The organism is Specibacter cremeus (assembly GCF_003946885.1).
Classification (GTDB): Bacteria; Actinomycetota; Actinomycetes; order Actinomycetales; family Micrococcaceae; genus Specibacter; species Specibacter cremeus.
The window spans coordinates 22,585-33,803 of record NZ_RWKQ01000051.1 but is presented as its reverse complement, the minus strand read 5'-3'; the positions used below and the strand labels follow the sequence as shown (position 1 = coordinate 33,803).

The following is an 11,219-nucleotide window of genomic DNA, read 5'->3' as shown; positions in this document are numbered from 1 at the left end:
CGCCGACCTCTCCCACACCACCGGCCTGCACATCCCCGTCGACGCCGGCGTCGCCGCCGCCTTCCTGCGATGAGCACGCCGCCGCGTTGATTCTTCAACGATTGCGGGTGTGCCGGCCCGGGACCCGCAATCCTTGAAGAATCAACGCGAGGTCAGCCGAGGGCGGCGGCGGCCGTGGCGTGGACGGCGAGCGTCAGCGCGTCCAGCGCGGGGGAAGCCAGTTTCCAGCGCTGCCAGAACAGCGGCACCTCGCTGCGCCGGCCCGGCACCAGCTCCACCAAGCGCCCGGCCCGCAGGTCGTCCAGGCAGTGCGCGTCGGGCAGCAGGCCCCACCCCAGCCCGGCGCGCACCGCGTGGGCGAACTCCAGCGTGTCCGGGATGAACGTCTGCGGACCGCCGATCGGGGTGCCCGCGACGGCCGTGAAGAAGTTCGATTGCTGCGTGTCCGTGCGGTCGAACTGCACCACCGGGGCGGCCGCGAACGCCCGGGCCGAGAAACCGTTGGGGAACCACCGCGTCATGAACGCCGGCGCCGCGACCGCCCGGTACGTCATGGAACCCAGCGGCGTCACCGAGCACCCCTGCACGGCGCCCGGCGTGGCCGTGACGGCGGCCATGACATCCCCGGAGCGCAGCAGCGCCGCCGAATGCTGCTCGTCCTCACGGAACACCTCGAATGTGAGGCCCAACTCGGGCGGGACGGCGGCCAGCGCGTCGACGAACCACGTTGCCAGCGAATCCGCGTTGACCACCACCGGGATCGGGTGGCCCGGCCGGGCGGCCGTGCCGAGCTCGACGGCGGCGTCCTGCTCCAGTTGCCGCACCTGGCGGGCCAGCCGGAGCACCGTCTTCCCGGCGGGCGTGGGCTGGATGGGTGCGGTCCGCCGGACCAGCACCTGGCCGGCCGCCTGCTCCATCGCCTTGATCCGCTGGGACACGGCCGACGGCGTGACGTGCAGCCGCGCGGCCGCCGCCTCGAACGTGCCGGCCTCCACCACGGCGAGGAACGTGCGCAGGTGCCCGAACTGGAACTCCATCATTAGCAATCCTTAGGCATCACCAAAACAATTAGCTGGTCTGATCAGCATCATCCTAGTAGCCTCAAAGACCGTGATCCCCAGCATCCTCACCACCGCATTCACCGGCCTCGGCACCGGACTGGCGCTTATCGTCGCCATCGGCGCCCAGAACGCGTTCGTGCTGCGCCAGGGGATCCGCGGCGAACACGTGGGCCTGGTGGTCCTGGTGTGCCTGCTCAGTGACGTCGTGCTCATCGCGGCCGGGATCTTCGGCATCGGCGAGGTGGTGCGAGCGGTGCCCGCCGCCGTCGTGCTCATCCGGCTGGGCGGTGCCGCGTTCCTCGTCGCCTACGGCGTGCTGGCGGCGAAGCGGTCGCTGCACCCCGGGAGCCTGACCGAATCGGCGCAGCGCGGCACGCTGACCCGGCGCGCGGCGCTGATCACCGTGCTGGCGCTGACGTGGCTGAACCCGCACGTGTACCTGGACACCGTGCTGCTGCTGGGCTCGCTCGCAAACGGGCACGGGGAGTTGCGCTGGTGGTTCGGGCTCGGTGCCGCGGCCGCCAGCGTCTTGTGGTTCTGCGCGCTCGGCTTCGGCGCCCGGCTGCTGCGCCCCGTGTTCGCCAAGCCGGTGGCGTGGCGCGTGCTGGACGCGCTGATCGCGGTGGTCATGGTGGCGCTCGGCGTGCGGATGGCGGTCGGGTTCTAGCGAAAGCGTCCGGAATTGGTCGCCGCCTTGTCCGGCAGCGCAAAGACCGGGGCGGCGGGATAATCGAGGCATCGACCTCCTCGCCCGGAGCCGCGGGCCCGCTGCACCTGCTCTCCGCAGAGGCGTCCTACTGCCAGGGCACGGCCCTGCTCATCGACGCCGGCTACTCGCTGCGCTGACACTGTAGGAAGCTGACACTGTAGGGAACCAACCGAAGGAGAAACACCATGACCGACGCCCAACACGACCCCGCCGGCGAGCAATGGCGCAACTACGACGAGTTCGCCGCCGGCATCGACACCTACCGGCTGCCCAACACGAACCTGGACGGCCAGGCCCTGGGCCTTACGCTCGGGGACGGCACCACGATCTCGTTGGCGTTCGACGCCGGCCACGTCACCTGGGCGGCCGACGGCGCCATCAGCGCGGCGCCCGGCACCCGGGACCCGTACGACGCCGTCGCCGTGCGCCCGGACGTCATCTTCCTGAACCTGCCACTGGCCAGCCGGGAACGCGAGGCCGTCACGATCGTGTACTCGACCACCACGCACCGCGCCGTCGTGACGCACTCCGTGATCGGCGACGCGGGCGTGGAAGGCACGCCGCGCGTCGGCCAGAGGTTCTTCGCCGGAGTCACCGACCGCGGCCCGGCCACCGGCGACGTGCCGGCCGCGTCCCGCGACCTGATCGGCATGCGCAACCTGTACCGCTACAGCCCGAACCACCTGTACGAGCACGTGTACATCTCCTCCGAGCGCTACGCCTGGCAGAACCTGGAGGGCGTCCAGCGCGGCCACGGCGACATGGACCTGTCCACCGTGTGGAAGTTCGACGACGGGCTGTACCTGTTCTGCTTCCGCGAGTTCCGCATCGCCGTGGCCAGCGTGTGGCTGCACGACCTCGGCTACCAGCTCAAGACCACCGGCATCTTCCTGGGCATCAACGGTGCCGGCGAATCCGAGCACTCCCGCGCCGGCGGGCACATCTACCCGCTGGGCACCGTCCGCTACCCGGACGCCCAACCCGTTTGACCCTATCCAGGACCCGTTACCAGAAAAGGAGCACCACCATGAGCGCACTCGATGTGATCAAGGCCCACTACGACGCGAACGACCGCGGCGACCTGGCCGGCATGCTGGCCCCGTTCGCCGACGACATCCGCTGGACCGAGATGGCCGGCTTCCCCTGCGCCGGCACGTACGTGGGCGCCGAGGAGATCGTGAAGAACGTGTTCGCCCGGCTCGCCGAGGAGTGGGACGGGTACACGTGCACGGTGACCGAACTGCATGAGGCGGGCGATGTCGTCGTCGGTCTCGGTTCGTATACGGCCACGCACAAGGCGACCGGCAGGTTCGTCGAGGCCCGGGTGGCGCACGTGTGGCGCGTGGCCGGGGACAAGGCCGTGGCGTTCGAGCAGTTCACCGATACGCTGCTGTTCGAGCGCGCCGCCCACACCTGAGGCGCACTTGCGGGTCTCGACAGGCTCGACCACCGGGGGTCGGTTCCGGGACCCAACTACGGTGCAGAAGCGCACCGAAACGGGCTCATTTCGGTGCGCTTCGGCACCGTACCTGCGGGGCTACGCCTCCGGCTGCTGGCGGGTCCGCTCGATGTACGGGCGGGCGCTGGAAATGCCCTGCTCCAGGGCGGCGACAGTGCCCTCCATGTTGCGCGCGGCCGTGGCGCGGAACTTGTCGATCTCGTCCATGGTGGCGAACACGTTGTCGAACGCCTTCTTGAGCGTCTCCACGCTGACACCCGACGACGCCGACTGCTGGTGGATGCGCGTCGTCTGCTCCTTCAGCATCTCGGAGGTCTTCAGGATCATGGCGTTCGTTGTGGCGTTCACCGCGTCGATCTGGTCCAGCACCATCTTCTGGTCGGCCAGCGCCTGGGCCGTGATGACGGCCGTGCGCAGCGCCGAGACCGTGCTGGTGCGGGCCCGGTCCACGCCCTTGACGAGCTCCAGGTTGTTCTTGCGGATCAGGTCCATGGCCAGGTAGCCCTGCACGGACACGGCCAGCTGCGTGAGGATGTCCTGATGGCGTTGCCGGATCGGGAACAGCACGTCCGCCTCCAGCGCCTGCGCGCCGTCCGCGTCCCCGGCCGCGCGCGCCGCGTCGACCTTCTCCCCGCATGCGGTGTCCAGTGCCTGGGTCAGCGTCGCATACTCGCTCAGCTTCGCCATGGTGTCCCACAGCCGGCCCTTCTCCTCGGCCAGCGACGTGTTGTCCTCCATGAGCCGGCCCTGCCCGGCCAGCAGTGCTTTGATGATGGCGTCCAGCTGCCCCTGCGCCGACTCGTACTTCTGGAAGTACTTCGCCAGCTTGTTCCCGCCCGGCATGAACCCGAACAGCTTCTTCCCGAGCCCCAGGTTCGCGTCCGACGGCGTCAGCGACTCGACCGTGGACCGCAGGTCGCCCAGGACGTGGGCCACCTGCTCCTGCGCCGATTGTCCGTTGCCTTTCGCCTTGGCGGGCGCCGCCGTCGTCCGTTGCAACAGGCGGTTGGACACATTGGCGGACTCGCCGATCTCCCGCCCCGCGATCTGCGAGATGGCCTCGATCTTCGCCGTGAACGCGGGGTCGCGCGGGTCCAGCGCCGCGACCTCCGCGACGTACGCGCGCGCCTGCGCGTCAAGCTCGGCCTGCCGTTCCGGGGGCACCGGCACCATGCCGGGGGCGTCGACGGGCGCCACCGGCTCCGGCGCGTCCTGGGCGTGCAGTTCCAGCCGGGGCTCGATCGGGTCCGGCGGCGTCAGCGGCGTGATCATGGGGCACCCTTCCTGTAGCGGTGCTGCCAGCCTAGGTCACGCCTACTTTTTCAGCAGCTCCTGCAGCCGCCACGTGTTGCCGTCCGGGTCCTTGAAGTGCACGAACAGGCCCCACTGCTGCGGGTCGACGTCGCTCACCGGTACGCCGCGGGCGTGCAATTCCGCCCGGGCGGCGGACGCGTCCTCCACCACCATCAGCAGGCCATGCTGGCTGCCAGGGGCCGCATCCGTCATGCCGTCGCCGATCACGATCGAGCACGCCGACCCGGGCGGGGTCAGCTGCACGAAGCGCAGATCGTCGTTGACGCGGACGTCGAAGTCCGCGGTGAACCCGACCTGCTCGACGTAGAACTTCTTCGCCCGATCCACATCGGTCACGGGCACCGGCACCAGCTCAAGTTTCATGTCCATGGCGGAAACGGTAGTCGGGTGTCCGTTGCGCCGGTAGGGGTCTGGTGAAGTTCGACGCCGCTGGGGACCTATTCGCAAGCCACGCCGTCGCCGTCGCGGTCCAGCTTGCTGCTGTAGCCCGGCTGGCCGGCATGGATCGGGGCCGCGCCGGCGGCCCGGGCGGCGGCGCAGTTCTTGTAGTAGACGTCTTGGGCGGGAGCCGGTTCGGCGGCGGGTTTCTGCACCGGGGCGGGTGCCGGCACGGGCTCGGCGGCGGGTTCCTGCACCGGCGCGGGTGCGGGCGCCGATTTGTCCGTCGGCGCCAGCGTGTTCGTGCAGTCCGCCAGCACCCGGGCCATGGCGTCGTGCTCGGCGGCCGTCACCCACAGCCCGTACGTCGCCTTGACGGAGATCTGCCGGGCCACATAGTCGCAGCGGTACCCCTTGTTCGGTGGCAGCCAGGTGGCGGCGTCGCCATCACCCTTGGCCTGGTTGGTGGGGCCGTCCACGGCCAACAGGTTCAGCGGGTCGTTCGCCAGGGCCGTCCGCTGCGCTGCTGTCAGCCGCTGGGCACCCTTCTGCCAGGCGTCGCTGAGCGCCACCACGTGGTCGATTTGGACTGCCGCGCTGGTCGAAGTGCCGCGCCGGAACGCGATGGTCGTCGCAGTGTACGGGTCGGCCAGCGACCCGGTCAGGATCACGCAGCCGTGCGTCCCGGGCTTTGTGGTGGTCCCGGTCAGGTCGCGGGCCAGGATGTCGTTGCGCGTGTCGCAGCCGTTGTGGTCAACGTCCGCCCACGCCTGCCCGAACTGGTCCCGGCTGTACCCGGTCTTGGGTGCGCGGCCCTTGACGGGCAGCGTCGCCAGGACGTCGAGCGCCTTGCTGGCGAATGCGGGCTGGTTGTCGGCGGCGAGTTTGGCGGAACCGGCGTCGGGTGCGACCTCCGGGTCCAGCGGGGCGTCGTCACTCGGGGTGGGTGCGGTTGTGGGCGCCTGTTGGGTGGTCACCGGTGCCGCGGACGACGGCGGGGCGATGGCCGCCGTCGTACTCGCGCCGCACGCCGTGGTCACCAGCACGACGGTGGCGAGCACCGACGTCATGATGAAGTCCCGGGGGCCGGGGTGGAAACGGGCGCGGTGCGGGCGTGCCGGGTTGGGCAATTGCTCTCCTGATGCAGTGATGGTCGCCTTCCACCGTAGCGTGCGTAGCGTCCAGCGCCCTCCCCAACCTCGCTAGACTGGCCCGCATGACGACGTCGAACAGGGTGCCCACGGCCGAACTGCACCTGCACATCGAGGGGACGCTGGAGCCGGAGCTGATCCTGGACCTGGCCGCCCGCAACGGCATCACGCTGCCACATCCGACGCTTGCGGAACTGCGCGCGCAATACGAGTTCACGGACCTGCAATCGTTCCTGGACCTGTACTACGCGAACATGGCCGTGCTCGTCACCGAGGCGGATTTCGCCGACATGACCCGGGCGTACCTGCATCGCGCGGCGGCCGCGGGCGTGCGGCATGCGGAGATCATGATCGACCCGCAGGCGCACCTGTCCCGGGGCGTGCCGCTGGCCACGTCCGTGGGCGGGGTGGCCGCCGCGCTCGCCGAGAGCGAGTCCCGGTTCGGCATCACGACCGGCCTCATCGCGGCGTTCCTGCGCGACGAGTCGGAGGAATCGGCGCTTGCCGTGCTCGAGGAACTGCTGGCCATGGACGCGCCGATCATCGGCATCGGGCTCGACTCGGCGGAGGTGGGGAACCCGCCGTCGAAGTTCGTCCGGCTGTACAACCGGGCCCGGGCGGCCGGGCTGCGGTTGGTGGCGCACGCGGGGGAGGAGGGCCCGCCGGCGTATGTGTGGGACACCCTGGACCTGCTCGGCGCCGAGCGGATCGACCACGGCATCCGGTCCGTGGAGGACGCCGCGCTGGTGCGTCGTCTGGCCGAGGAGCAGGTGCCGCTGACCGTCTGCCCGCTGTCCAATGTACGGCTGCGGGCCGTGGACACACTGGACGGGCACCCGCTGCCGCGCATGCTCGCCGCGGGGCTGAACGTGTGCGTGAACTCCGACGACCCCGCGTACTTCGGCGGGTACGTGGACGACAACTTCACCGCCCTGCGCACGACGTTCGGATTCGACGCCGAGACGGTGCGCACGCTGGCCGGGAACTCGATCAGGTCGTCGTTCGCCGCCGACGCCCGCAAGGCCGAACTGTTGGAGGAATTGGACGCCTGGCAGGGGTGACGGTCTCGATGCTCGACCACCGGTGGTCGAGCCTGTCGAGACCCGGTGGCCGTGCCTGTCGAGACCCGGTGGCCGTGGATCCTCAGCCGAGGAACGCCAGCACCGGCCGGACCTGTTCCGCCAGCAGCGCGACGCCCAGCACGCACATGATGATGCCGCTGGCCAGGGTGACGACGCGGGCCCCACCCGGGCGGGAACGCAGCAACCGGCGGGATCCGGCCGCCACGATCGTGTAGATGATTGCCGCCGAGGCCACGAACGACAACCCCAGGATGGCCGACTGGACCGGCACCGGGAATACGGCCCGGGTGCTGATGAACTGGGGTGTCAATGCCAGGAACAACAGCATGCCCTTGGGGTTGATGGCGCTCACGCCGAAGCCGCGCGCGTAGGCACCCAGGCGGGTGCCGCCGTCGTCCGTCTCCTCCACCGCGGCGGTGACGCCGTTGGCGAACCCGGCGGCACGCCACGAGCGCAACGTGCACCAGCCCAGCCACAGCAGGTAGGCGGCGCCGGTGACCGTCAGCCACAGCAGCAGTGCGGGGACGGCGGCCATGAGCGCGGCGATGCCGGCGGCGAGCAGGATCGTGTGCAGGATGTAGCCGCTGCACAGCCCGGCAATCGCGGGCGCATAGCTGCGGCGGCCCAGGCCGGCGGCGATCGAGTATGCCCAGTCGGGTCCCGGCGTGACCGTCAGCGTCACGGCGACGATCAGGAAGCCGATGATGGCCTGCGATTCCATGGGTTCTCCTGCGGGTTGGTCCTGGGGGCAAGTTTAGGGAAATTCTTCGCAGAAGTGCTTACCAATTTGGACCGGATGCAACCGTTTTGACATAAGATTTTGCTGTGATTGACGGAATTGATCGAGAGATATTGCGCAGGCTCCAGGACGACGGGCGCATGACGGCGACCGCGCTCGCCGCCGAGGTGGGGCTGACCGTGGCGCCGTGTCACCGCCGGCTGAAGGACTTGGAGGGTGCCGGGGTGATCAGCGGGTACCGGGCCGTGATCGATCCGGCGTCCGTGGGGCTCGGGTTCGAGGCGCTGGTGTTCGTCACGCTGGCCAAGGTGGACCGCGCCACCATGGACGAGTTCGAGGCCGCGGTGACCGCCAATGGGCACATCACGTCCGCCCAGCGGCTGTTCGGCGACCCCGACTACATCCTGCGGGTCATGGCCGAGGACCTGTCCGCGTACCAGCGGTTCTTCGACGACGAACTGACCATGCTGCCCGGCGTGCAGCGAGTCAGCTCGACGCTGGTCATGAAGAACCTGAAGCCGGGGGCAGGGTTGCCGCTGTAGCGCAGCCCCGCCCAACTGGTGGACAGTAGATGCTCGAAATTCGTGGATTTCCGGCATCTACTGTCCACCAGTTGGGTGGTGGATGTTACCTGATCGGCGTAGATTTTACCTATGCAGGTAACTAGATCGTTCACCTCGCGGGCACGCCGGGCACAGATCGTCGACGCGGCCGTGCAGGTCATTGGTGCCGACGGGTTCGCGCAGGCGTCGTTCACGCGCATCGCCGCCCACGCCGGGCTGTCGAGCACGCGGCTGATCTCCTACCACTTCGCGGGCAAGGACGACCTGGTGGCGGCCGTCGTCGACGATGTGATCGCGCGCATCGGCCAATTTGTCGGCGTCCGCGTCGGCGCGGAATCCACCGCGTCCGGGCAATTGGACGCGTACCTCACGTCCGTTGTGGCGTTCATCGACCATGACCGGGTGCGCATGCGGGCGCTCATGGAGGTTCTGCTGGCCGGGGCGCTGCCGGACGTGGCACGGGCCGCGGACGCGGGACACGTGGAGGGCATCCTGCGCCGCGGCCAGGCCGGCGGCGAGTTCCGCGACTTCGACCCGTTCGTCATGGCCATCACCATCCAACGCTCCGTGGACGGGCTGCCGTTCCTGCTCGCGGGGCGCCCGGACCAGGACCTGGACGCCTACGCGAGGGAGCTGGTGACGTTGTTCCGGCTCGCCACCCGAAAGGACCCCGGTGCGTAACCGGGCCTTCGCGGTGCTGCGTTTGCTCGTCGCGCTGCTGCTCCCGGTTGCCGCCTACTACGTGCTGCGCGCGCTGGGCGTGGATACCTACGCGACACTCCTGATCGTCGCCGCCGTCGGCGCGCTCCCGGCCGTGGCCTCCTTGCTGCGCCGTCGGCCGGTGGGACGCATCGCCACCTTCTACTCGCTCATGTCGGTCGGCTCGCTGCTCGTGGCCCTGCTGCCCGGCAGCACGGAATTGCTGCTGGCGAAGGGCGCCATCCTCACGGCGGCCACAGGCTTCTGGTTCCTGGCCAGCCTGCGTGGCACCCGGCCGCTGACGTATCTGTTCAGCCGTCCGCTGCTGGAGGGCCGCCTCGGCTGGCCCGGCGGGTGGGAGCAGTGGTGGCAGGACTCTGCCCGGTTCCGGCGCATGTGGCGCGTCTCAACGATCATGTGGGCGGCCGGGCTGTTCCTCGACGCGGCCGCGCGGGTGGTCATGGCCTACACGCTCCCGCACGACGACGCGCCCGGGGTGGCCACGGCACTGTACGTCGTGACGGTCGTCGTGCTGAACGTCGTCACGAACGCGTTCTACGTGTTCTATGTGGCGCGGGAGCGGATCGACCGGCTCCGCGTAGCTCGCCGGTGATTTCGACAAGCTCAATCACCGGGTCTCGACAGGCTCGACCACCGGGTCAGGTTCCGGCCAGCGCCGCCGGGGACAGCGCGGCGGCCAGTTCGTCGTCGCCCAGCAGCCCGCGCTCCCGGACCAGCGGGACGATCCCGCGCCCGGAGGACAGCGCCTCCTTGACCAGCGCGGCCGAGACGGCATAGCCCAGCAGCGGCGTCAGCCCGGTCACCACGCTCAGGGATTCGTCCATGCGCCGGCGCAGCACCGGCTCGTTCGCCGCGATGCCCTCCACACAGCGCGAGCGCAAGACAACGCACGCGTTCGTGAACCAGTCCAACGCCTCGAGCAACGTCTGCGCCATCAGGGGCTCGAACGCGTTCAGCTGCAACTGCCCGGCCTCGACCGCCATCGTGACGGCCGCATCCGCGCCGACCACCCGGTAGGCGACCTGGCTGACCACCTCCGGGATCACCGGGTTCACCTTGCCCGGCATGATCGACGACCCCGCCTGCACCGGCGGCAGGATGATCTCCGCGAAACCGGCCTGCGGCCCGGAGGACAGCAGCCGCAGGTCGTTGCAGATCTTGGACAACTTCACCGCGGCCCGCTTCAGGATGCCCGAGACCAGCAGGAACACGCCGGCGTCGCTCGTCGCCTCGACCAGGTTGGCGGCGCTGACCAGGTCCAGCCCGGTCACCTCGCGCAGCTCACGGACGACGGCGGCACGGTAGCCGGCCGGCGCGGTGATGCCGGTGCCGATCGCCGTCGCCCCCAGGTTGATCTCCCGCAGGTGCGCCAACAACTCCCGCAGCCGCTGGGCGTCCTCGGCCAGCGTGTCGGCGAACGCCGTGAACTCCTGGCCCAGCGTCATGGGCACGGCGTCCTGCAACTGCGTCCGGCCCACCTTCAGGATCCCGGCGAACTCCGTTCCCTTGGCCCGGAACGCGTCGGTCAACGCGCCGTGCGCCGTGCACAGTGTCTCGATGCCGCGGTGCAGGGCCAGTTTGACCGCTGTGGGGTACGTGTCGTTGGTGCTCTGTGACCTGTTGACGTGGTCGATCGGGTCCAGCCGGGCGTACTCGCCGCGGCCGTGCCCCAGCAGTTCCAGGGAACGGTTGGCGATGACCTCGTTCGCGTTCATGTTGGTGCTGGTCCCGGCTCCGCCCTGGATGCAGTCCACCACGAATTCGTCGTCGAAATCGCCCGCCATGACCTCGCGGGCGGCCGCCTGGATGGCCGCCGAGCGTTCGGCGTCGAGCAGCCCGAGCTCCTCGTTGGCCCGGGCCGCGGCCAGCTTGATGGCCCCGAAGGCCCAGACCACATCGGCCTGCGACCCGACCGGGCGGCCGCTGATGGGGAAGTTCTCCACCGCGCGCAGCGTCGAGATGCCCCAGTAGGCGCCAGCCGGGACGTCGCGGCTGCCCAGCGAATCCGTCTCGACGCGGAAGTCCGTGCTCATGGTGCGTGCT

13 protein-coding genes are annotated in these 11,219 nt (G+C 69.7%); 7 read left to right on the top strand and 6 right to left on the bottom strand.

Going from position 1 to position 11,219, the window contains the following annotated elements; translation table 11 throughout:
• Positions 1-152: 152 nt before the first annotated feature.
• A complete protein-coding gene (locus EJC77_RS17085; RefSeq protein ID WP_205787440.1) occupies positions 153-1,040 on the bottom strand; it encodes a LysR family transcriptional regulator ArgP in 888 nt (295 codons plus the stop codon).
• Between the two features lie 70 nt (positions 1,041-1,110).
• On the opposite strand from EJC77_RS17085, the gene EJC77_RS17080 reads away from it, so the two are divergent.
• The 3 genes from EJC77_RS17080 to EJC77_RS17070 all read left to right on the top strand — a co-directional run bounded on the left by EJC77_RS17080 (position 1,111) and on the right by EJC77_RS17070 (position 3,187).
• Positions 1,111-1,728, top strand: a complete 618-nt coding sequence (locus EJC77_RS17080; protein WP_125615430.1) for a LysE/ArgO family amino acid transporter — start codon at positions 1,111-1,113, stop codon at positions 1,726-1,728.
• Between the two features lie 227 nt (positions 1,729-1,955).
• Positions 1,956-2,759 (top strand): MoaF C-terminal domain-containing protein, encoded by an 804-nt coding sequence (locus tag EJC77_RS17075; protein ID WP_125615427.1) that lies wholly within the window; start codon positions 1,956-1,958, stop codon positions 2,757-2,759.
• A gap of 38 nt (positions 2,760-2,797) precedes the next feature.
• Positions 2,798-3,187, top strand: a complete 390-nt coding sequence (locus EJC77_RS17070) for a nuclear transport factor 2 family protein (protein ID WP_125615424.1) — start codon at positions 2,798-2,800, stop codon at positions 3,185-3,187.
• Between the two features lie 120 nt (positions 3,188-3,307).
• Here EJC77_RS17070 and EJC77_RS17065 read toward each other — a convergent pair whose 3' ends face one another.
• From EJC77_RS17065 to EJC77_RS17055, 3 genes are all read right to left on the bottom strand, one after another.
• A complete protein-coding gene (locus EJC77_RS17065) occupies positions 3,308-4,501 on the bottom strand; it encodes a toxic anion resistance protein (protein ID WP_125615422.1) in 1,194 nt (397 codons plus the stop codon).
• 42 nt (positions 4,502-4,543) lie between these two features.
• Positions 4,544-4,912 carry a glyoxalase superfamily protein gene (locus EJC77_RS17060; RefSeq protein WP_125615420.1) on the bottom strand — a complete coding sequence of 123 codons (369 nt, stop codon included), beginning with the start codon at positions 4,910-4,912 and terminating at the stop codon, positions 4,544-4,546.
• A gap of 68 nt (positions 4,913-4,980) precedes the next feature.
• Positions 4,981-6,051 carry a GmrSD restriction endonuclease domain-containing protein gene (locus EJC77_RS17055; RefSeq protein WP_240630333.1) on the bottom strand — a complete coding sequence of 357 codons (1,071 nt, stop codon included), beginning with the start codon at positions 6,049-6,051 and terminating at the stop codon, positions 4,981-4,983.
• Between the two features lie 86 nt (positions 6,052-6,137).
• Between EJC77_RS17055 and EJC77_RS17050 the strand changes: the two genes are divergently transcribed.
• Positions 6,138-7,133 carry an adenosine deaminase gene (locus EJC77_RS17050; RefSeq protein WP_125615418.1) on the top strand — a complete coding sequence of 332 codons (996 nt, stop codon included), beginning with the start codon at positions 6,138-6,140 and terminating at the stop codon, positions 7,131-7,133.
• Positions 7,134-7,215: 82 nt separating this feature from the next.
• Here the strand turns inward: EJC77_RS17050 and EJC77_RS17045 are convergent, their stop codons facing one another.
• A complete protein-coding gene (locus EJC77_RS17045) occupies positions 7,216-7,875 on the bottom strand; it encodes a LysE family translocator (protein WP_125615416.1) in 660 nt (219 codons plus the stop codon).
• Positions 7,876-7,979: 104 nt separating this feature from the next.
• On the opposite strand from EJC77_RS17045, the gene EJC77_RS17040 reads away from it, so the two are divergent.
• The 3 genes from EJC77_RS17040 to EJC77_RS17030 all read left to right on the top strand — a co-directional run bounded on the left by EJC77_RS17040 (position 7,980) and on the right by EJC77_RS17030 (position 9,768).
• Positions 7,980-8,435, top strand: a complete 456-nt coding sequence (locus EJC77_RS17040) for an Lrp/AsnC family transcriptional regulator (protein ID WP_125615414.1) — start codon at positions 7,980-7,982, stop codon at positions 8,433-8,435.
• 111 nt (positions 8,436-8,546) lie between these two features.
• A complete protein-coding gene (locus tag EJC77_RS17035) occupies positions 8,547-9,137 on the top strand; it encodes a TetR/AcrR family transcriptional regulator (protein ID WP_125615412.1) in 591 nt (196 codons plus the stop codon).
• Complete coding sequence (locus tag EJC77_RS17030) at positions 9,130-9,768, top strand: VC0807 family protein (protein ID WP_125615410.1); 639 nt, start codon at positions 9,130-9,132, stop codon at positions 9,766-9,768. The genes EJC77_RS17035 and EJC77_RS17030 overlap by 8 nt, the downstream gene beginning before the upstream one ends.
• 46 nt (positions 9,769-9,814) lie before the next feature.
• On the opposite strand, the gene EJC77_RS17025 is transcribed toward EJC77_RS17030, so the two are convergent.
• Complete coding sequence (locus tag EJC77_RS17025; protein WP_125615408.1) at positions 9,815-11,209, bottom strand: aspartate ammonia-lyase; 1,395 nt, start codon at positions 11,207-11,209, stop codon at positions 9,815-9,817.
• Positions 11,210-11,219 lie beyond the last annotated feature (10 nt).